This is a genomic window from Enterobacter hormaechei subsp. xiangfangensis (assembly GCF_001729785.1).
Classification (GTDB): Bacteria; Pseudomonadota; Gammaproteobacteria; order Enterobacterales; family Enterobacteriaceae; genus Enterobacter; species Enterobacter hormaechei_C.
Map to the genome: position 1 here is coordinate 2,752,044 of NZ_CP017183.1, position 22,052 is coordinate 2,774,095.

Annotated in this window: 17 protein-coding genes and 1 pseudogene; 3 read left to right on the forward strand and 15 right to left on the reverse strand. The window is 53.5% G+C overall.

Annotated features, from left to right (window positions below):
- Positions 1-47 precede the first annotated feature (47 nt).
- Complete coding sequence (locus BFV63_RS13240; RefSeq protein WP_032609515.1) at positions 48-698, reverse strand: tellurite resistance TerB family protein; 651 nt, start codon at positions 696-698, stop codon at positions 48-50.
- A 171-nt stretch (positions 699-869) separates the two neighbouring features.
- Between BFV63_RS13240 and purT the strand changes: the two genes are divergently transcribed.
- Positions 870-2,048, forward strand: coding sequence for a formate-dependent phosphoribosylglycinamide formyltransferase (gene purT / locus BFV63_RS13245; RefSeq protein ID WP_048240584.1), 1,179 nt, complete (start codon positions 870-872; stop codon positions 2,046-2,048).
- A gap of 61 nt (positions 2,049-2,109) precedes the next feature.
- Here the strand turns inward: purT and BFV63_RS13250 are convergent, their stop codons facing one another.
- The 11 genes and pseudogenes from BFV63_RS13250 to zwf form a co-directional block, all read right to left on the reverse strand.
- Positions 2,110-3,504: a KPHS_23130 family T6SS system protein gene (locus BFV63_RS13250; RefSeq protein ID WP_023324869.1), complete on the reverse strand. Its 1,395-nt coding sequence runs from the start codon at positions 3,502-3,504 to the stop codon at positions 2,110-2,112.
- Positions 3,504-3,761, reverse strand: coding sequence for a PAAR domain-containing protein (locus tag BFV63_RS22670; RefSeq protein WP_023324870.1), 258 nt, complete (start codon positions 3,759-3,761; stop codon positions 3,504-3,506). Before BFV63_RS22670 ends, BFV63_RS13250 begins: the two co-directional genes overlap by 1 nt.
- A 12-nt stretch (positions 3,762-3,773) precedes the next feature.
- Positions 3,774-4,482: pseudogene (locus BFV63_RS23610) on the reverse strand (T6SS immunity protein Tli3 family protein).
- Between the two features lie 3 nt (positions 4,483-4,485).
- Complete coding sequence (locus BFV63_RS13260) at positions 4,486-5,193, reverse strand: T6SS immunity protein Tli3 family protein (RefSeq protein ID WP_069597546.1); 708 nt, start codon at positions 5,191-5,193, stop codon at positions 4,486-4,488.
- 3 nt (positions 5,194-5,196) lie between these two features.
- On the reverse strand, positions 5,197-5,904 hold the full coding sequence (locus tag BFV63_RS13265) for a T6SS immunity protein Tli3 family protein (RefSeq protein WP_039264792.1): 708 nt from the start codon (positions 5,902-5,904) through the stop codon (positions 5,197-5,199).
- Between the two features lie 3 nt (positions 5,905-5,907).
- Positions 5,908-6,615, reverse strand: coding sequence for a T6SS immunity protein Tli3 family protein (locus BFV63_RS13270; RefSeq protein WP_069597547.1), 708 nt, complete (start codon positions 6,613-6,615; stop codon positions 5,908-5,910).
- A gap of 9 nt (positions 6,616-6,624) precedes the next feature.
- On the reverse strand, positions 6,625-8,739 hold the full coding sequence (locus tag BFV63_RS13275; protein ID WP_045329869.1) for a T6SS effector phospholipase Tle3 domain-containing protein: 2,115 nt from the start codon (positions 8,737-8,739) through the stop codon (positions 6,625-6,627).
- A complete protein-coding gene (locus tag BFV63_RS13280; protein WP_048240583.1) occupies positions 8,736-11,249 on the reverse strand; it encodes a DUF2345 domain-containing protein in 2,514 nt (837 codons plus the stop codon). Before BFV63_RS13280 ends, BFV63_RS13275 begins: the two co-directional genes overlap by 4 nt.
- Before the next feature lie 333 nt (positions 11,250-11,582).
- The gene (kdgA, locus tag BFV63_RS13285; RefSeq protein WP_003859774.1) at positions 11,583-12,224 is read right to left on the reverse strand and encodes a bifunctional 4-hydroxy-2-oxoglutarate aldolase/2-dehydro-3-deoxy-phosphogluconate aldolase; all 642 of its coding nucleotides are present in this window, start codon (positions 12,222-12,224) and stop codon (positions 11,583-11,585) included.
- A gap of 39 nt (positions 12,225-12,263) precedes the next feature.
- Positions 12,264-14,075, reverse strand: coding sequence for a phosphogluconate dehydratase (gene edd / locus BFV63_RS13290; protein WP_032659039.1), 1,812 nt, complete (start codon positions 14,073-14,075; stop codon positions 12,264-12,266).
- A 233-nt stretch (positions 14,076-14,308) separates the two neighbouring features.
- Positions 14,309-15,784: a glucose-6-phosphate dehydrogenase gene (gene zwf, locus BFV63_RS13295; RefSeq protein ID WP_003859771.1), complete on the reverse strand. Its 1,476-nt coding sequence runs from the start codon at positions 15,782-15,784 to the stop codon at positions 14,309-14,311.
- Positions 15,785-16,140: 356 nt separating this feature from the next.
- Here zwf and BFV63_RS13300 point away from each other — a divergent pair, with 356 nt between their 5' ends.
- Together BFV63_RS13300 and pyk are read left to right on the forward strand one after the other, a co-directional pair.
- Positions 16,141-17,010 (forward strand): MurR/RpiR family transcriptional regulator, encoded by an 870-nt coding sequence (locus tag BFV63_RS13300; RefSeq protein WP_003859769.1) that lies wholly within the window; start codon positions 16,141-16,143, stop codon positions 17,008-17,010.
- 114 nt (positions 17,011-17,124) lie between these two features.
- Positions 17,125-18,567, forward strand: coding sequence for a pyruvate kinase (gene pyk / locus BFV63_RS13305; RefSeq protein ID WP_003859767.1), 1,443 nt, complete (start codon positions 17,125-17,127; stop codon positions 18,565-18,567).
- Positions 18,568-18,610: 43 nt separating this feature from the next.
- On the opposite strand, the gene lpxM is transcribed toward pyk, so the two are convergent.
- The 3 genes from lpxM to znuA form a co-directional block, all read right to left on the reverse strand.
- Positions 18,611-19,582: a lauroyl-Kdo(2)-lipid IV(A) myristoyltransferase gene (gene lpxM, locus BFV63_RS13310; RefSeq protein ID WP_022651444.1), complete on the reverse strand. Its 972-nt coding sequence runs from the start codon at positions 19,580-19,582 to the stop codon at positions 18,611-18,613.
- 117 nt (positions 19,583-19,699) lie between these two features.
- Positions 19,700-21,019 carry a murein DD-endopeptidase MepM gene (mepM, locus tag BFV63_RS13315; protein ID WP_003859762.1) on the reverse strand — a complete coding sequence of 440 codons (1,320 nt, stop codon included), beginning with the start codon at positions 21,017-21,019 and terminating at the stop codon, positions 19,700-19,702.
- Positions 21,020-21,034: 15 nt separating this feature from the next.
- Entirely contained in the window at positions 21,035-21,979 is a 945-nt protein-coding gene (gene znuA, locus BFV63_RS13320; RefSeq protein ID WP_003859760.1) for a zinc ABC transporter substrate-binding protein ZnuA, read from the reverse strand.
- Positions 21,980-22,052: the final 73 nt, after the last annotated feature.

A 22,052-nucleotide genomic window follows, 5' to 3' on the forward strand; every position in this document is an offset into this window, starting at 1 on the left:
TATAAGGTTGGCAAAACACGCGTATGATGCAAGCGAAACATGGCCTTCTAGCCCGCGAGAGTCTGCTTCTGCTGCTGAATATCCTGCTCAATTCCCTCGCGAACGTCCTGGGGGATCTTCAGCGCATCGCCCAGGGCGTTCAGGTAGCTGCGCTCCATAAAGTGATCGATATCGATGGCGGCACAGCTCAGAAAATAGAGTTCCAGCGCCTCTTCTTCGTTTTTCACGCCTTGCGCCAGACGCTGCGGATCGAGCGGCTGTTCAATGGCCTGCGCCACCAGCGCCCTGCCCTGCTCCTCAACGCCCGCTTCCCGCATCTGCTGTTCAATTGCGGCACGTTCACTGGCATCAATATGCCCGTCGCTCTTGGCTGCAAAGACCAGGGCGAGGATCAGGCGCTCGGTGCGTAAATCTAACGGTGATACCTGCTTCCCGTACTGCGGTTCATCCTGATGCGCGCTGCGCACCTTGTCTTTGTATTTGTTCCATAAGACGGAGCCTGCAATAGCCCCTCCGCCCGCCAGCAGCGCGCCGGTACCGTATTTGGTAAGCAGTTTCCGCGATGATTTATTGGCAACCAGCAAACCGGCCAGCCCGCCAAGCGCACCCGGCACCAGCAGCTTGCTTAGACCCTGCTCGCCCGACGACGAGCCTTTTTGTCCCAACAGGGATTGCAGTTGATTCATCCAGCCTGACATATTTTTCCTCACGTAACAGTGCGTAATCTTCACAGCCTAAGCGAGCGGGTGTCAGGAAATGTCTGTCAGTGCTAAAGAAGCGCAAATTTCCCCCTTGTCCGGTTAACCCCATACAAGACAGACGCAAACGTTTTCGTTTATACTACCCGCATCTTTTTCAGGGGGATTTTTATGACTCTTTTAGGAACCGCGCTGCGCCCTGCCGCGACGCGCGTCATGCTGTTGGGATCGGGTGAACTGGGTAAAGAAGTGGCCATTGAATGCCAGCGTTTGGGCGTGGAGGTGATTGCGGTGGACCGTTACGCGAACGCCCCTGCCATGCACGTTGCGCATCGCTCGCACGTCATCGATATGCTTGACGGCAATGCCCTGCGGGCGTTAATTGCCGAGGAAAAACCGGATTTCGTGGTGCCTGAAATTGAGGCCATTGCCACTGAGATGCTGGTTGCCCTTGAGCAGGAAGGCCAGCGCGTAGTGCCTTGCGCCACTGCGGCAAAACTGACCATGAACCGGGAAGGCATTCGTCGCCTGGCGGCAGAAGAATTACAGCTCCCGACCTCCAGCTACCGTTTTGCCGGGGATAAAGCTGCGTTTCTCCAGGCCGTCGAAAAGATTGGCTACCCGTGCATCATTAAGCCGGTAATGAGCTCCTCCGGCAAAGGGCAGAGCTTTATCCGCGACAGCAGCACGCTGGACCAGGCCTGGGACTATGCCCAGCAGGGCGGTCGTGCCGGTGCCGGGCGCGTCATCGTGGAAGGCGTGGTGAAGTTTGATTTCGAAATTACCCTGCTTACCGTCAGTGCCGTGGACGGCGTTTATTTCTGCGACCCGATTGGTCATCGTCAGGAAGACGGCGATTATCGAGAATCCTGGCAGCCGCAGCAGATGAGCGCGCTGGCGCTGGCACGCGCGCAGGAGATCGCCCGCAAGACGGTGCTGGCGCTGGGCGGCTACGGCCTGTTCGGCGTGGAATTGTTTGTTTGCGGCGACGAGGTGATCTTCAGCGAAGTCTCCCCTCGCCCGCACGATACCGGGATGGTTACGCTGATTTCACAGGATCTCTCCGAGTTCGCGCTGCACGTGCGCGCTTTCCTCGGCCTGCCGGTTGGCGGCATCCGTCAATACGGCCCGGCAGCCTCCGCGGTGATCCTGCCGCAGCTGACCAGCCAGAATGTCACCTTTGATAACGTCGAAGGTGCGGTTGGTGCAGGCTTACAGGTCAGACTGTTCGGCAAACCGGAGATCGACGGAAGCCGTCGTCTGGGCGTGGCATTAGCAACCGGGGAAAACGTGGACGAAGCCGTCGCGAGAGCGAAAATAGCGGCCACTGCGGTAAAAGTGACAGGGTAAATAACTAAAGGCTGGTCAACTAAGCGACCAGCCACATTACATGATTAACATTGTTCCGTTTCTATCGCTTCCATTCGTATTCCATATCCTCGTAGGCTTCATTCGTTTTCGAGATGAAAACAAAAATACCGAGGCCAATAAAAATAACGAAGGGAATGATGATGCTCGCAATCAGTTCCCAGATTGCTGGCGGATCGTTTTGCGCCAGGAAACTGATACGATAGGCAATGAGGGATAACACGCAGAATAAAGCCGCCATCCCCGCAGGATAAAGGGGATTACTCCAGTTACACCAGGTAAGTTTTTTTGGGATAGCTGTCTTCATGGAGGAAAGCGAAGTAATACAAAATTTGTTTTTGTCTGAATAAGCTGCCAGTTGCTCCCCCTGGGCATATTTGACCGCATCCGCCGCAAATGCCAGAGCCAGCCACCGATACCCGGCACTCTTTGCGCCCAGAGAGGCATCGATATCCAGCCGTTCCACCGTGAGCGCTTTTTTATCCAGTGCCTGCATTAATGGATATTTTTCAATACGGGACAGCCCGGTATACCAGAGATTTTTCGGCGTAAGTACCGAACCCGTCTCAAGGAAGACCGCCATTTTGTCCTCTACATCGGTCACGTCAGACATAGGCTGATATAAATATACCGGTTTTTCGCCCTCCTCCCGGACATAATGACTGGTTAGCAGGAATGCACATGCATTTTCCATGCTCTTTGATTCGCCGCTTTCTTCATGTAAATCAACGATAACAATCAACCGGTTTTCAACTCTGTAATCAGATAAGTTCATCCATTGGCTAACGATCGCGTAGTCAGGACATTCTGTGCTGTACTCAATTTTACACGTGCTTGCCGTTTCAATACCCAACCGCTCCAGAGTGCGCCTCAGTTCATCAATGCAGGATCCACTCCCTCCGTGAACCCAGACAACGGTTTCAAAAATACGGTAGTTATAGTCCTTCAATTTTTCTGCCATCGGGTCCAGTAAGCGGTAAAACATCTGTTCATTCCTGGTCTGGTCGAAGCGATCTTCCAGCTGAATATTAACCGGCGTTTTCGGTGCCAGCGGAAATTCGCCTTCCAGTTTCAACATATTCAGCGCGGGTTCCTCCAGGGGGGTGATTGCAGACCATGCTGCGATAGCGATATTTTTTCGCGCATACGCCTTTAAATTAATCTCCTGCTCTTTTGCTATGAATTTTCGGGTTTCAGCATAATGAATGTTGGCGTCATGAAATATGAAACTTGTAAAAACTAGCAACGATACAACACAGATGGGCAGAATAACTGAAGGCACAAAAAAGAGAGCCGTAACGTGTTCCTGTTCAGGCCAGGTGAGAGCCCGGATCGCGAGGCCCATTGCGACGGCTATCACATAGAGGAAAACAATCATGACGACTGGCACAGTGGAATCCGGGTCTGGCTGTTGTTTGTATAACCACCACGCGCGCATTACGAAGCTCCCGCCACAGGTAAGGTACTTTTGATTTCACATCCACACGCCGCGCGACAGCCATCTACCACAACCCCACGGCCATGCATGGTCCAGGTTGGGTGACATTCAGTGATTGCGAACGTCCCTTTATGGAGCGGACACTGCGCAAGATCATCTTTTAAGGCCACGGGCTGCCCCATAAAGTCTGCCCCAGAGGCCTTAGTGACTTTTCCTCCGCTTATCAGCGGATCGTTTAACCTAATGACGCCTTTCATCGCTTTATCTCCCTATTTTCCCGCATCCATGTTGCATTGCATGTGCTCCCAGCCGGTATAGCCTTTCACGTCGGGTACGCTGTCGGGTAAATCTTGCCAGTTAGCCTTAAGTTGCTGCGTGCTGCCCTCGAGCCCCTGCTTAGTCATGTAGACCATTCCCCACGCCCAGCCAGGGGAACGGGGGTCCAGCTTCCCGCTGACTTTATTTCCCATTCCGTCATCCACGGTATAGGCAATCCCCGGCCCGCCGGGCAGAATGCGCGGGTCTTCAAATGGCTTTGATGACATATACAGCCGGTGTTTGGTCTGTAAAAAACCCTGGTCGTTGACGACGGTGAAAGAAATAATATCCTCATAGGATGGTTGGTTAGTACCATCGGGCTCATTAGGCCCTACCGAAAAAAAACTGGGGAGACCATGTTTTACCATAATCTTTAGAAATCATTGTTCCTGGGTCATCCCAGGTGGGTATGGCAATATATCGTTCAGAAGGATGAACAAATTTTTTGGTGAAAATCCGATAAAATTGACTGACGGGCCTGGTATGAATACCCCGAAAAGTATCCGTATACCAGAGTTCACCTTCGCAGCCCCAGCCTTTCAATTCGAGAAAACGGTGATCATCGAACCGGTAAACAACCTGTGTGGGCGGTTCTTTAGCCTGGCATCCGGTCGCCAGCACAACGGACGTCGCTGCGAGAACGGTACATAATCCTTTCATCAGTTATCGCCCCGCATCCATATCACAGCGCATATGATCCCAGCCGGTGTACCCCTTCACTTCGGGTACGCTGTCGGGTAAATCCTGCCAGTTTGCCTTAAGTTGCTGCGTGCTGTGCTTAAGCCCCTGCTTAGTCATATAGACCATTCCCCAGGCCCAGCCAGGGAAACGGGGGTCCAGCGTATCGCTTACTTTATTTCCCATTCCGTCATCCACGGTATAGGCAATCCCCGGCCCGCCGGGCAGAATGCGCGGGTCTTCAAACGGTTTTGACGACATATACAGCCGGTGTTTGGTCTGTAAAAAACCCTGATCGTTGACGACGGTGAAAGAAATAATATCCTCATAGGATGGTTGGTTAGTACCATCGGGCTCGTTAGGCCCTACCGAAAAAAACTGGGGAGACCATGTTTTACCATAATCTTTTGAAATTATTGTTCCTGGGTCATCCCAGGTGGGTATGGCAATATATCGTTCAGAAGGATGAACAAATTTTTTGGTGAAGATCCTGTAAAATTGGCTAACAGGTTGGGTATGAATACCCCGCCGAGTATCCGTATACCAGAGTTCACCTTCGCAATCCCACCCTTTCAGTTCGAGATAACGATGATCATCGAACCGGTAAACAACCTGTGTCGGTGGTTCTTTCGCCTGGCACCCGGTTGCCAGCACAACGGACGTAGCTGCGAGAACGGTACATAATCCTTTCATCAGTTATCGCCCCGCATCCATATCACAGCGCATATGATCCCAGCCGGTGTAGCCTTTCACGTCGGGTACGCTGTCGGGTAAATCCTGCCAGTTTGCCTTAAGTTGCTGCGTGCTGCCCTCGAGCCCCTGCTTAGTCATGTAGACCATTCCCCACGCCCAGCCAGGGGAACGGGGTTCCAGCTTCCCGCTGACTTTATTTCCCATTCCGTCATCCACGGTATAGGCAATCCCCGGCCCACCGGGCAGAATGCGCGGGTCTTCAAATGGCTTCGACGACATATACAGCCGATGTTTGGTCAGTAAAAAACCCTGATCGTTGACGACGGTGAAAGAAAGAATATCCTCATAAGGCGCGTAGTCATCGCCATTGGGTTCATTATGATTTGGTGAAAACGCTACGGAGTGCCACGTTTTCCCATAGTCCTTAGATACTATGAATCCACTCGCGCCCCATCCCGTCAGTGCAATATATCGCTCTGATGGATGAATAAATTTACGGGTAAAGAGTCGATAAAACTGACTTACGGGTTCGGTGTGAATGCCTCGCTTAGTATCCGTGTACCAGAGTTCGCCTTCACAATCCCAGCCTTTCAGTTCGAGATAACGATGATCATCAAATCGGTACACCACCTGCGTTGGTGGTTCTTTCGCCTGGCATCCGGTCGCCAGCACAACGGACGTAGCTGCGAGAACGGTACATAATCCTTTCATCAGTTATCGCCCCGCATCCATATCACAGCGCATATGATCCCAGCCGGTATAGCCCTTCACCTCGGGTACGCTGTCGGGTAAATCTTGCCAGTTAGCCTTAAGTTGCTGCGTGCTGCCCTCGAGTCCCTGCTTAGTCATGTAGACCATTCCCCACGCCCAGCCAGGGGAACGGGGGTCCAGCTTCCCGCTTACTTTATTTCCCATTCCGTCATCCACGGTATAGGCAATCCCCGGCCCGCCGGGCAGAATGCGCGGGTCTTCAAACGGTTTTGACGACATATACAGCCGGTGTTTGGTCAGCATAAATCCCTGGTCCTTAACAACAGTAAAGGAAATAATGTCATCGTAGGGCGGTGAAGAATCTCCATTTGGTTCGTTAGAACCCGCTGAATAAAACTGAGGGGACCAGGTTTTACCATAATCTTTTGAAATTATTGTTCCTGGAGAGCCCCAGGTAGGGATAGCTATATAACGCTCCGATGGAGGTATGAATTTTTTGGTGAAGATCTTGTAAAATTGGCTAACAGGTTGGGTATGTATACCCAGCTCAGTATCCGTGTACCAGAGTTCGCCTTCGCAGCCCCAGCCTTTCAGTTCGAGATAACGATGATCATCGAACCGGTACACCACCTGCGTTGGCGGTTCTTTCGCCTGGCATCCGATCGCCAGTAAAACAGCAGTGGCCATCAGACCCATAAATGATATTTTCATGCTCTATCCTTAAGCCAGTTGACTGTCACTTATGGGCTTTGGCATGTCCCATTGCAGATTTGCGACGTCCTGATTCCCTGCGACAAGATCACTGGACGGCTTGACAGTCGTTGCATTATTGAACTTATTTACCACCCCATACTCACCTTTCGGCAGCACGTCATATGGCTTATTCATGAAAAATTTGGTTGTAGGTTCATCTAGCTTACCCGTCCGGTAATATGCCCTTGCATAGGGATTTTCATTCTGAGGATCGCGCCAGTCTGCACGATGTAACAACCCTTCCCAAAATTTCCCCGCCTGATAATCGAATGATTTGCACTGCCCAATAGCCAAATCAAACGCCATAGCGTGCGATGGCGCAAATTCGCTCATCACAATAGAGGAGTGCTGGCTGTAGCCCACCGGGTCGATTTTCTGCCATTCCGCTTGCAGTTCTTCCGGTGTTTTCTTCCAGGTAAGGGTAACTAACTGAAAATCACGCGAACCTGACACCTCACCATAAATAACCTCATGCTTGCGTTCAAAACTCTCTTCTTTAAGCTCTGAAGCAGATAAAACGTGACCCGGCTGCCAGCCAATATTTTGATAGCGGTTCACTGCAAAGGTTGTCGTTACCGTGCGCTTAATGGCGCTGGCTTTGGCGGAATAGGAAATGTAGGCGTCCGGGCTGTCCGGATCGACATAATAGGTATACGGTTTATCACTGGTTTTAGGATCGTTATCCGGGTGATTATCCTCCCCCTGAAGTTTGAAAATAAAAGGTTCCGGTAACTCCTCACCGTTTATCACCACATCGCGAGCGCTGTAACTGGCGTTCGTGAGAAAGGCATATTTTGCATCCCCCTCATTTCGCGGTGGTAGCTCAAAGGGGTTAGCGTCAGGGATGTTTCCTACTTCACCATGCTGGTAAAACACGCGCTGAAACAGATTAGGTATATCACTGGCAATATTCTGAGGAATGCCTCGCCAGCCAAACCCCTGCACATTCTCCAGCGACACGACGCCATCGTTCGGGCAAAAGTAGTTATACACTTTACCGTCGTTGCTTCGGCAATATCTGCCATCCGTTCGCAGCGGATTATCGGAAGGTTTACGCAGGGTACAGGAGGCCTCCAGAGCAAGTAATTCGCTCTCGGCCATTTTCCCGCCACCTTTCCATTGCGTATGCATCAGGCGACAGAAATTTTTAAATGTCTGCTGTCTGGCGTCGTCGGTCTGTTGATAACCCGGCTGAATATTTTCAGCCACGCGCGACTCAAGAGAATATGGTGAGTGATTAAGAATCACACAATTTACCGGATCGTATCCGGCCTGTTTCACCAGCATATTTGCCAGCATAGTAATAATCGTGCCCTGACTGTGAGCGACGATATTGATAACATCGTTTTGAGTTACTAACGGCTGACGAATCTGAATAATCAAATCCGCCAGCCGTTGAGCGGCAAAAAACTGGTAAATGCGGTGCGGGTTTTCATAAATGGGATGGGTAAAATCGCCATCATTGAAGTGCAGCGAGGCAAATCCCGCAGCGGCAACGCCGAAGCCACCGGCGCCGGGCCCCAGCATATCCGGGATCGTCGTCGTCGCGTTGGCAAAGGTCCCGCCCCCCTTGGCAAAACTCTTATCAAGTGCGTTCTTAAAGTTATCGTTCTGGTACTGAAACGGCCCTTTTCCGTCATTACCCAGCGACTTTTTATTCGTCTCGTTATCTTCCTGGTACGCATCATAGGGAAGATGCGCTTTGTCACTCAGCTTCCCGACCTCCTCCCGGTAGCGCTTCTGGTCCGCCCGGTAATCAGCATGCGTAACCGGTTTATATCCCCAGTAAAACGGGATGATGGGGGAACGCCCTGGAGTGATAATTCTGTAGTCTTTCCATTCGTGGGCGTAAAAATCCTGCCGGTTAAGTCGCTTACCCAGCCCGGCAAGTATACCTTTCTCCTGGTTCTGGTAGGCTTCACCCACGTCGTTCACGCCATGGACGAGGATCACAATGCCGGGCATCGGACGCGGTATCCCGACGTTGCGCGTCTGGGCGACTTCGCCCAGGGTTTTGTGTACCGGAATATCGCCTTCTGATACCACCCGTGGAGCGTAGGGTTTTGTCTTCGCCTCCGTCATTCCATTATCTCCATTTTATAGCTGTCGAGGTCGTCAGCATCGAGCAGGGGTGAACGACCGCAGCTGTCCGTCACGCCTTCCACCACCTGTCCGGATGCACTGGTCAGCCTGAATTTTTTGTTTGCCAGAATTTGCTCCGGATCATCGCCGGCGTGCAGTTTGTAGCGAAGTTTAAAGGCGCCTTTCTCAAAGGATGGCGTCGGTACCGACACACTTTCCGGACCGTCGTATTTCAGGCTCGGCGCTTTGAGCTCAATGCCCGTCGGCGAGAAAATGGTGACCAGTCCGGTCGGGCTGATACGGATCCCGCCGCCCCCGCAGACAAACTGCATTCCCTTTCTGGCACTGCCGTTCATTTTCCCGGCGGTGCTCGTCAGCGTGAAATCCTGCTGCGACAGCATGTGCATTTCGCCCCGCTGCGCCTGCGTCGTAATATCCCCCGCACCGGCAATCATCTGGATGCCGAGTTTGCGGGCAAACAGCGACAGTTTTTCCCCTACGGCCAGCGAGAATTTTTTCACCACATTCACGCTGGCATTCCCGCCCGCTGTGGCAATCAGGTCTTTCCCGGCGGAAAGTTGCAGGCTGTCCGGCGTAACCAGCGCAATTCCACTTTTTCCATATGCCAAAATACCGGGCTCCGCGAGATGACTCAGCGTCTGGCTGAGCGCATTTTGCCGATCGGTTTCCACATTACTCGCACCTGCCGTAAGCGCACTTTGTTGTAGGGTCATCGCCAGCGATAACGCCTTTTCAAGTTGTGTAATAGCCGCTGTCATATCCAGTTGCTTACCCCCCGCGCGGGGCTGGGCTTCCGTGGTGATCATCACGCCTTTCGCAGCACGCAGCGCCATCCAGTCGTCGGTGCGAGCCTCCACACCTTCCCCGCGCTTTTTGCCTTCAGCATCAACCAGGTGACCCACACTCACTTGCCCTTTGCCGTACTCCGTAGCGATTTTGATGTGCTCCTGCCCGCGACGATCTTCAAGACGGATCTTGTTCAACGCGGCCGTGCGGATCACGTTTCGGGTATCGTTACGGTTTGTGACTAAATCCGGGTGGCTGCCGTCGTGCATGACATGCGCGATAAAAGGTCTGTCCGGATCGCCGCCTTCGAAACCAACGGCAACTTCAGTCCCCTCCAGTAGCGGAAAGTGAATACCAAAGGTGTCACCGGCGTACGGCCTGCCGAGGCGTACCAGGGCGCTTTCGAATCCGACCCGTTTTTCATCAAGGTCAAAATCGAACTTAACCCTGTAGCGCCCAACCGCATCAAGTCCGGCATAGGTTTTATCTCCCCCGATAGCCTTCACTCTGGCGGGCACCGTTCCGGCTATCACCGGCCGGGATAAGTATTCAGGACGGAAGCTATAGCCCTGGATATAGGGGATCCCAGAAAGTACGGCGCGATAGTGTTCAGCACGGCTGCCGCGGATAGTCATCGCAGTTATCACAAACCCGGACTTAAACCCGTCAGGTACAGGCCCTGAGGGATAAAACATAATGCCTGGCTGAAGCTCGGGATCGCTGGTTGTCGCCCCCAGAAGACTCTGTCCGTTCAACAGGCGTTCATAACGCAGACGAGCGTAAAATGCGGCGGTTTCCGCCTCTTCACCGTGAAAATCCCCCGCAGTCAGATAGTGATCGGCATAGTGATAGTGTTGGCCTGTCGTTACACCTTCGGGAATATCGCTCGTTTTAACGGTCTTATCCGTCTGCGGCGATTGCGGGTCACGGTAGTTATAGGTGCGAACCAACACATTTTTGGGGATCAGGCCGTGCTGCTCCTCCAGATCGGTAATGTATTCGCTATAACTGGTCATGCCTGAATGTCGGACATAAGGCATCTGTTTGTCGCTGAAGTTGTAACGACGCGCAGAATCCCCAAAAATAACGACGGTTTCCGTTTTCACTTTGTTGTGATTCTCAAATCGGAACCAGATCCCTATCTCTGCCAGCAGCCGACGGATGAACCGCAAATCGGTTTCTTTCCACTGAACGATCATTTCCCGTCGTGGATAACTGTGGCTCAGTTGGTCAAAATCAATGTTGTAGCCGTCAAAGTGACCACTGTCCTTCATCAGCTTTGTAACGAGCTCCGGGACTGTCATGTTCATGTAAACCGCAGAACGGTAATTTTGATCCAGCAGCGCCAGCTCATGCTCCAGCACGCATTCATACAGTGCTTCGTCACCTGAAGACATCAGCCGCGAAAATTGGGTGATCGTGCCATTAATCTGGCGAACCGGCAGCCAGGAGGTTTGCCCATGCCATGAGGCTTCCAGATTGGGTGCACGCAGAATAAACTCAGCCCTTTGATTAAGAACAGCATTAATGGCAATGTTTAGATCCGGACTGGTAAAGCGAATGGTATAGCGATAAGGCTCGCTTAATATCTCTTTTCCTGTAAAAGAATGAACATCTGAAATAACATTTTTGCTACGCGGGAAATACAATAAATATCTGTTTAACGTGTCCTGCCTTTGAGCTACCTCAGATTCCCCTGACATTATTAGCTATCCTTTTAACAAACATTCCGTTCATTAAAAACAATACACCCATCGCTCCCCCATTAAAATACCCAACTTCAGGTTGAATTAATTCACGGGAAGTGAATCTATTCACAGAATAAATAAAAAAGGACCAGACAATTTTATCACACATAAATTCAGAATGATTTATTCATCAAATATATAAGTGAAGGATTATTTAATAATGAAAAATAATACGCCTGGGGTTAGGGATATTAGAAATGTTGTGTAGAGAAGAAGAACTTATACATGCTGGTCACATAAAGTGACCAGCATCAGGCCAGAGGGCCTGCTTTATGCATTGGGCATTTGTTACTGTTTCGCGCCTTCTACCGCTTCGCGAGCCAGTTTAGTGATGCGATCCCAGTCGCCTGCTTCCAGCGCATCCGCCGGAACCAGCCAGGAGCCACCGATGCACAGCACGCTTTTCAGCGCCAGGTAGTCACGGTAGTTTGCCGGAGAGATGCCGCCCGTTGGGCAGAAACGCACCTGGGAGAATGGGCCCGCAATCGCCTGCAACGCTTTGGTGCCGCCGTTCGCTTCAGCAGGGAAGAATTTGAACTCTTTCAGGCCGTAGTCCATGCCCAGCATCAGTTCAGAAACGGTGCTGATACCCGGGATCAGCGGAATAGAACCTTCGGTTGCGGCTTTCAGCAGGGGCTCGGTCAGCCCCGGGCTGATGGCAAACTGTGCGCCCGCTTCGGTCACTTCCGCCAGCTGCTGCGCATTCAGAACCGTACCTGCACCGATGATCGCTTCCGGCACTTCTTTGGCGATAGCACGGATCGCATCCATCGCACAGGCCGTACGCAGGGTCACTTCCAGAACACGAACGCCACCCGCAACCAGCGCCTTCGCCATTGGGACAGCGTGCTCCAGTTTGTTTACCACAATAACCGGCACGACAGGGCCAGTAGTCAGGATTGCTTCTGCACTTGTTTTCCAGTTTTTCATCAGAGTTTTCTCTCGCCAGATCGTTAAAATCAAGTCGTCTTAAAACGTAATACAGGTTGCGCCCTGCTCCGCACCGGAGAGTTTCTCACGCAACGCACCAAACATTTCGCGTCCGGTACCCACGCGGGATGCGCTCAGGTCAGGAATATGTGGCTGACGCGCCGCCAGCTCTGCTTCGTCCACCAGCAGGGTTAACTCGCCTGTCTGACCGTTAACGCGGATCATGTCACCATCACGCACTTTCGCCAGCAGGCCGCCGTCGTAGGCTTCCGGGGTGACATGAATCGCTGAAGGCACTTTACCGGATGCCCCCGAGAGGCGTCCATCGGTCACAAGTGCAATTTTGAAACGGCGGTCCAATAATACACCAAGCGGCGGCATAAGTTTATGTAATTCTGGCATCCCGTTCGCTTTTGGTCCCTGATGACGCACCACGACCACACAGTCTTTATCAAGCAGACCCGCGTCAAAAGCAGGTAAAACGTCGTGCTGGCTTTCAAACACCACCGCCGGGGCTTCAATCACCTGATTCTCTTCCGGCACGGCAGAGGTTTTCATCACGGCACGTCCAAGGTTACCGCTCAGCACTTTGGTGCCGCCGTGAGGAGAGAACGGCTGTTCGAAGGTTGCGATAACCTGAGGATCGAGCGAGTCGCTCGCTCCTTCGCGCCAGTCCAGCTCACCGTTGTTCAGCCAGGGTTCAAGGGTATAGCGATGCAGGCCAAAGCCCGCCACCGTGTTGACATCCTCATGCAGCAGGCCGCCTTTCAGCAGCTCGCGCATCAGCACCGGCACGCCGCCCGCGGCCTGGAAGTGGTTGATGTCCGCCGGACCGTTCGGGTACAGACGCGCCATCAGCGGTACCACGGAGGAGATATCGGAGAAGTCATCCCAGTTAATCAGAATGCCCGCCGCGCGCGCCATCGCGACAAGGTGCATGGTATGGTTGGTTGAACCGCCGGTCGCCAGCAGGGCGACAATCCCGTTTACGATAACTTTTTCATCCACCATTTTGCCCATTGGCATCCACTCGTTGCCGTTACCGGTCAGGCGCGTCACCTGACGGGCTGCGGCTTCGGTCAGCGCTTTACGCAGTGGCGCATCCGGCTGGATGAACGACGAGCCCGGTAGCTGCATCCCCATAAACTCCACCACCATCTGGTTGGTGTTGGCCGTACCGTAGAATGTACAGGTGCCCGGCGCGTGATAAGACGCGGCTTCCGCTTCCAGCAGTGCCTGACGGTCCGCTTTTCCTTCGGCATACAGCTGGCGGATACGGACTTTTTCCTTGTTTGGCAGACCGCTTGCCATCGGGCCTGACGGCACAAAAATCGCTGGCAGATGGCCAAACGACAGCGCGGCCATCACCAGCCCCGGGACGATTTTGTCGCACACGCCCAGATAGAGCGCGCCATCAAACATATTGTGAGACAGGCCCACTGCCGCCGACATGGCGATCACTTCGCGGCTCAGCAGGGACAGTTCCATACCGTCCTGGCCCTGGGTTACGCCATCACACATGGCCGGCACGCCGCCTGCAACCTGGCCCACCGCGTTCACGCTGTGCAGCGCATTGCGGATGATAGACGGGTAGACCTCATACGGCTGGTGGGCTGAAAGCATGTCGTTATAGGAGGTAATGATGGCGATATTGTTACGCAACATGCTTTTCAGCGCGTCTTTATCACCAGGCTGGCAGGCCGCAAAGCCGTGGGCCAGATTCCCGCAGGCCAGCTGTGAGCGATGGACCGTTTCACTCTTCGCCTGTTCGATGCGGGCAAGGTAGGCAGCACGGGTCTCTTGCGAGCGTTCAACAATGCGTTGTGTTACGCGTAACAATGTCGGATTCATAAAAGCTCCTCTAATTTATCTGTCCAGGCTCGGGAGTTTACACAGTTTCTGACGGTTGTTAACAACGCTGAAACGCCTGATATCCGGAGCACAGGGGCAAAATGTCTGAAGGGAGTGTAATAAAAAAAGCTCCGCGGGTGAATCCACGCGGAGCTTAAAAGATAAAAATTATGCCACTTGCTGTGTTAGATCATGTTACCGGTAAAATAACACCTTTGGGCTAGAGAAGGTGGTTATTCAAACTCGTTCCAGGAGCGGCCATCACGGGTGATCATCGCAACGGAGGCGACAGGTCCCCATGTTCCCGCCTGATACGGTTTTGGCGCGTCCTGATCGGCTGCCCACGCTTCGGTGATGGAGTCGACCCACTTCCACGCCTCTTCCACTTCATCGCGGCGGACGAACAGCGCCTGGATACCACGCATGGTTTCCAGCAGCAGACGCTCGTAAGCGTCGGCCAGATGCGTCTGGTTGAAGGTTTCAGAGTAGCTCAGGTCGAGCTTGGTGGTTTGCAGGTTGTGTTTGTGATCAAGACCCGGCACTTTGTTCAGGATCTGAATATCCACACCCTCGTCCGGTTGCAGACGGATGGTCAGTTTATTCTGCGGCAGTTCCTGCCAGGATTCTTTGAACAGGTTCAGTTCCGGATTTTTGAAGTAGACCACCACTTCGGAGCATTTTGCCGGCAGACGTTTCCCGGTACGCAGGTAGAACGGCACACCGGCCCAGCGCCAGTCGTCGATATCCACGCGGATCGCCACAAACGTCTCGGTGTTGCTGGACTTGTTCGCGCCCTCTTCTTCCAGATAGCCAGGAACTTTTTTCCCCTGGGCAAAACCTGCGGTGTACTGGCCGCGCACGGTTTTCTCACGCACGTTGGAGCGGTCAATACGGCGCAGTGATTTCAGCACTTTCACTTTGGCGTCACGAATGCTGTCGGCCGTCAGATCTGACGGTGGAGACATGGCAATCATGCACAGAATTTGCAGCAGGTGGTTCTGGATCATGTCACGCATCTGGCCGGCCTGGTCGAAGTAGCCCCAACGGCCTTCGATGCCCACCTCTTCCGCCACGGTAATTTCCACGTGGTCGATAGTGCGGTTGTCCCAGTTGTTCACAAACAGGGAGTTGGCAAAACGCAGCGCCAGCAGGTTCAGTACCGTCTCTTTGCCCAGATAGTGGTCAATACGGTAAACCTGACACTCCTCAAAGAACTCGCCTACCTGGTCGTTGATTTCACGCGAGGTCGCCAGCGACGTACCCAGCGGTTTCTCCATCACTACGCGCGCCGGTTTGGCGTTCAGCTTCGCCTCGCCCAGACCTTTGCAGATGGCGCCGAAGGTGCTTGGCGGCATGGCGAAATAGTTAATAGTGACACGATTTTCCTGGTCAAGCATTTCACCCAGACGGGTAAAGGCGCCTACATCGTTGACGTCCAGGTTGCAGAAATCGAGACGCCCGCTCAGCTTATCCCAAAGGCTTTCATCGATTTTCTCTTTCATGAACGTTTCGAGCGCCTCACGCACGACTTTGGTATAAGCCTCCTTATCCCAGTCTGCGCGCCCTACCCCAAGGATCCGGGTGTCGGGATGGATCTGGCCCGCTTTTTCGAGCTGATACAGGGAAGGCAGCAATTTTCGGCGTGCAAGATCGCCTTTCGCGCCGAAAATGACCAGGTCACATGCCTGGGCTGTTTGCGTTACCGCCATGTCATTCTCCTCAGTTAGATCGCCTGGTACTCTGCCAGGTATCGTTGTAATTTTATTACAATGCACTGTACTGCTTTTACGCGTTTCCTGAAACCATTAGCGCTTAACGTCACGTGCGATACGGTGATTTTTCGTCGCCTGGGCCATTACGCCCGTCTGATGACGCAACAAACGTCGATTCTTTGCGCAACGGGGTCAGAGCAAAACCCGACGTCGATCAAGTAATGAAAAAAAACAACAACATTTCTTGTCGACGATTACCCTTTCGGGAGTCCTGGGGGTAATATCGGCTAAATCGAATCAAGGTTTCATCTCTTTATGAAATCGTTTATGCCCTCATGAGCGTCTTGTTAACAATGAACATGCTGGAAAAAATCCAGTTTCAACTGGAACACCTTAGCAAATCCGAGCGCAAAGTGGCTGAAGTTATTCTCGCCGCGCCCGCTCAGGCGATTCATTCAAGCATCGCCGCTCTGGCACAGGAATCGGGCGTCAGCGAACCGACGGTCAATCGATTCTGTCGTAGTCTGGACACGCGCGGCTTTCCTGATTTTAAACTGCATCTGGCCCAAAGTCTGGCAAACGGCACCCCGTATGTTAATCGCAATGTCGATGAAGACGACAGCGTTGATGCATACACCGCAAAAATATTTGAATCGGCAATGGCCACGCTCGACCACGTTCGCCAGTCTCTGGACATGAGTTCAGTAAATCGCGCGGTCGATCTTCTCACGCAGGCCAAACGGATTGCCTTCTTTGGCCTTGGCTCGTCCGCCGCCGTGGCGCATGACGCCATGAATAAGTTCTTTCGCTTTAACGTGCCGGTGATTTACTCCGATGACATTGTGCTGCAACGCATGAGCTGTATGAATTGTAGCGAAGATGATGTCGTGGTACTCATCTCTCATACGGGCCGCACCAAGAGCCAGGTGGAGCTGGCGCAGCTCGCGCGTGACAACGATGCGATGGTCATCGCCCTGACGACGGCAGGTACGCCGCTCGCCCGGGAAGCGACGCTCGCCATTACCCTGGACGTACCGGAGGATACCGACATGTACATGCCGATGGTCTCCCGCCTGGCGCAGTTGACGGTCATCGACGTACTGGCGACCGGTTTTACCTTACGCCGGGGCGCAAAATTCCGGGATAACTTGAAGCGGGTCAAGGAAGCCCTGAAAGAATCGCGTTTTGATAAAGAATTGCTTATAAAGAGCGATGTTCCCTAATAACGACGAAGTACGATTTACGGCATTCGGTCCCCTCGCTACTGCATTGCGATAGATGAAGGCCGATTCTATGTTCACGCAACACCAAAGTTGTTTCAGTCAACGGAGTATTACATGTCCAGAAGGCTTCGCAGAACCAAGATCGTCACCACCTTAGGCCCGGCCACCGACCGCGATAATAACCTCGAAAAGATTATCGCCGCGGGTGCTAACGTGGTGCGTATGAACTTCTCTCACGGTACGCCAGAAGACCATAAATTACGTGCCGACAAAGTGCGTGAAATCGCAGCTAAACTGGGCCGCCATGTTGCTATCCTCGGTGACCTGCAAGGTCCAAAAATCCGCGTATCGACCTTTAAAGAAGGCAAAGTCTTCCTCAACATCGGCGATAAATTCCTGCTGGACGCCAACCTGAGCAAAGGTGAAGGCGATAAGGAAAAAGTGGGTATCGACTACAAAGGTCTGCCTGCTGACGTTGTGCCTGGCGACATCCTGCTGCTGGACGACGGACGCGTACAGCTGAAAGTGCTGGAAGTTCAGGGTATGAAGGTGTTCACCGAAGTGACCGTCGGCGGCCCGCTCTCCAACAACAAAGGCATCAACAAACTCGGCGGTGGCCTGTCTGCCGAAGCGCTGACCGATAAAGACAAAGCGGATATCGTGACCGCAGCGCAGATCGGCGTGGATTATCTGGCCGTCTCCTTCCCGCGCTGCGGTGAAGATCTGAACTATGCTCGCCGCCTGGCGCGCGATGCAGGCTGCGATGCGAAAATCGTTGCAAAAGTGGAACGCGCTGAAGCGGTCTGCGATCAGGACGCGATGGACGACGTGATCCTGGCGTCTGACGTGGTGATGGTTGCCCGTGGTGACCTGGGCGTGGAAATTGGCGACCCTGAACTGGTCGGTATCCAGAAAGCGCTGATCCGTCGCGCGCGTCAGCTGAACCGCGCGGTGATCACTGCCACCCAGATGATGGAATCCATGATCACCAACCCAATGCCGACCCGTGCAGAAGTCATGGACGTGGCGAACGCCGTGCTGGATGGTACTGACGCGGTGATGCTGTCAGCGGAAACCGCGGCGGGCCAGTATCCGGCGGAAACCGTGGCCGCCATGGCGCGCGTCTGCCTGGGTGCAGAGAAGATCCCAAGCATTAACGTCTCCAAGCACCGCCTGGATATCCAGTTCGACAATGTGGAAGAAGCGATTGCGATGTCCGCGATGTACGCAGCCAACCACCTGAAAGGGGTCACGGCGATCATCACCATGACCGAATCTGGCCGTACCGCGCTAATGACGTCCCGTATCAGCTCCGGTCTGCCGATCTTCGCCATGTCCCGTCACGAGCGTACGCTGAACCTGACGGCGCTGTATCGCGGCGTGACGCCAGTATACTTCGACAGCACCAACGACGGCGTGGCCGCCGCGCACGATGCCGTGAACCTGCTGCGCGACAAAGGTTATCTGGTATCCGGTGATATCGTTATCGTGACGCAGGGTGACGTGATGAGCACCATCGGCTCAACCAATACCACCCGCGTACTGACCGTAGAGTAAGCTCTGATCCCCTCTCCCCTAAGGGGAGAGGGGTGAAGGTTTCCTATTTCTTCGGGAAAAGTTCTTTACGCTTGTACGGCTCTGTTTCGCCAGGTTTACGCGTTTTGAGCAGCTTCAGGATCCACGTATATTGCTCCTTATGCGGCCCCACCAGCACTTCCACCTCTTCATTCATGCGGCGTGCGATGGTGTGATCGTCTGCGGTCAGCAGATCGTCCATCGGCGGACGTACCTCAATGCTCAGGCGATGCGTTTTACCGTCATAAGCCGGGAACAGTGGGATCACGCGGGCGCGGCAGACTTTCATCAGGCGACCAATCGCTGGTAGCGTGGCTTTATAGGTTGCGAAGAAATCGACAAACTCGCTGTGCTCAGGACCGTGGTCCTGATCGGGCAGATAGTAGCCCCAGTAACCCTGACGTACCGACTGAATGAAAGGCTTAATGCCATCGTTTCTGGCGTGCAAGCGTCCGCCAAAGCGACGGCGCACGGTATTCCAGACGAAATCGTAGATTTTGTTTCCCTGATTATGGAACATCGCCGCCATTTTCTGGCCCTGCGACGCCATTAACATCGCCGGAATGTCGACCCCCCAGCCGTGCGGCACCAGGAAAATCACCTTTTCATCATTGCGACGCATCTCGTCGATGATCTCCAGCCCTTTCCAGTCAACGCGTTCGACGATCTTCTCCGGCCCTTTCAGCGCCAGTTCCGCCATCATCGCCATCGCCTGCGGCGCAGTGGTATACATGTCATCAATGATTGCTTCGCGTTCGGCGTCGCTTTTATCCGGGAAACAGTACAACAGGTTTATTTGCGCGCGTCGGCGCGCGCTTTTACCCAAGCGCCCTGCCAGGCGCCCCACTTTACCGAGCACCGGATCGCGAAGGGAAGCAGGTAGCAACGCCATGCCAGCAAACGCGTATACGCCAATCCAGGCGCCCCAGTTACGCGGGTGGCGAAAAGATTTTTCAAACTCAGGAATGTACTCAATATTGTTTTTTTTGGTTTCCATGCGGGTTCCAGGGTCTGGTGACGCAAAAATATATGCGGATAGTGTAGCGAGGCTGCCGCCCGCGCACAAAAGAAAAAGCCGGCGCATACTGACGCCGGCTTTTTAAATCAGGAGAGCTTAGTCGAAGCGCAGCTGCGGCATCACCTCTTTCACCTGCGCCAGGTAATCTTTGCGATCTTTTCCGGTCAGCCCTTCGGTGCGCGGCAGTTTCGCCGTCAGCGGGTTAACCGCCTGCTGGTTGATCCACACTTCATAGTGCAGGTGCGGCCCCGTCGACCGGCCGGTGTTACCGGACAGCGCGATGCGATCGCCACGTTTCACCTTTTGGCCCGGTTTGACCAGCAGTTTACGCAGGTGCATGTAGCGGGTGGTGTACGTACGACCGTGACGAATAGCAACGTAATAGCCAGCAGCACCGCTGCGTTTCGCCATGACCACTTCACCATCTCCTACCGCCAGCACTGGCGTGCCCTGCGGCATAGCGAAGTCAACGCCACGGTGCGGCGCTACGCGGCCCGTTACCGGGTTCAGACGACGCGGGTTAAAGTTGGAGGAGACGCGGAACTGTTTCGCCGTTGGGAAACGCAGGAAGCCTTTTGCCAGACCCGTACCGCTGCGGTCATAGAACTTACCGTCTTCCGCGCGAATAGCGTAGTAGTCTTTGCCGTCTGAACGCAGACGAACGCCCACCAGCTGGCTCTGCTCGCGCTTACCGTCCAGCATTTCGCGGGACATCAGGACAGAGAACTGATCGCCTTTTTTCAGTTTGCGGAAATCCATCTGCCACTGCATGGCTTTGATCACCGAGCTGATTTCAGCGCTGGTCAGGCCGGCATCGCGTGCGCTGGAAACAAAGCTGCCGCCGACGGTCCCTTTCATGACGCTGTTAACCCAGTCGCCCTGCTGCAATTCACTGGTCATTTTGAAACCGTTTGCAGTGCGATCGTAGGTGCGGGTTTCGCGACGGGACATCTCCCAGGTCAAACGTTGCAGATCGCCGTCGGGCGTTAAGGTCCAGGAAAGTTGCTGACCAATTTTCAGGTTACGCAGCTCTTTATCGGATGCGGCGAGCTGGCTGATGTTGCCCATGTCGATACCGTACTGGTTCAGGACGCTGCTCAGCGTATCGCCAGTGGATACAACATATTCATGAATGCCAGCTTCATTCTGGATCTTGTCATCCAGCTCATCCTGGGGAATCGCTTCATCTTCCTGAGCGGCCTGATCGATAGGCTCGCTGGCCTCGGGCAGCAGAGAGCGGATCTCGCTCTTCTCCAGTTCGATGGTTTTGATGATTGGGGCGGAACTCGGGTGGTAAACATAGGGCCGCCAGACGGCGACCGCTAATGTGAGAACTGTAAGCGACCCCAGCATAACGCGGTGGGGTCGAGGCAGATTGTTAAATGCCAGGGCGACAGAGCGGGCTATCTGTTGCACGTATTCACTTCCTCGTTAATCTCCTTTCAGGCAGCTCGCATACTGATTCGCCAGTTGGCTGAGGAACTGCGAATAGCTCGCTTTGCTCAACTGGATGTTCGTACCTAGCGGGTCAAGGGTTCCCATGCGCACGGATGTTCCCCTGGCCACGGCTTCTACGACCGCTGGCCTGAACTGTGGCTCAGCAAAAACGCATGTCGCTTTTTGCTCAACCAACTGTGTTCTGATTTCATGTAAACGCTGCGCACCAGGCTGAATTTCAGGGTTGACGGTAAAATGCCCCAGCGGGGTCAGACCGTAATGTTTCTCGTAATACCCGTAGGCATCATGAAAAACGAAGTACCCTTTTCCTTTAAGCGGTGCGAGCTCGTTACCCACCTGTTTGTCGGTTGCGGCTAATTGAGCCTCAAAATCCTTCAGGTTGGCGTCGAGTTTGATTCGACTTTGCGGCATAAGTTCCACTAATTTGTCGTGGATTGCAACCGCTGTAAGCCGCGCTATCTCTGGGGAGAGCCAGAGATGCATGTTGTATTCACCGTGATGGTGATGGTCGTCACCTTTTTCACCATGAGCATGGTCGTGGTCATGCTCATCACCCTCGTCCTCAGCTCCTTTCATGAGTAACGGTTTCACGCCGGACAGCCCGGCAATCGTCACCTGTTTCTCAGCGGGAAGCTGTCTGGCTGACTTCTGCATGAACGCTTCCATCTCAGGACCAATCCAGACGACTAAGTCCGCGTTCTGTAAGCGTTTTACATCAGATGGACGCAGAGAATAATCATGCTCGGAAGCCCCGTCAGGCAGCAGAACCTGTGTCTCAGTGACCCCGTCCGCGATGGCAGAGGCGATAAATCCAAGCGGTTTAAGCGAAGCGACAACAGCGGCGTTAACATCTTGTGCTGTTGTACCCCAAAGAGCAGCGGATAAAGCTGCGAAAAGAAGCGTATTTTTCTGTAACATAATGCGACTAATCATCGTAATGAATGCGTGGAATGTGATATTATAACATTCGATGACTTCTGCAAGCTTAAAT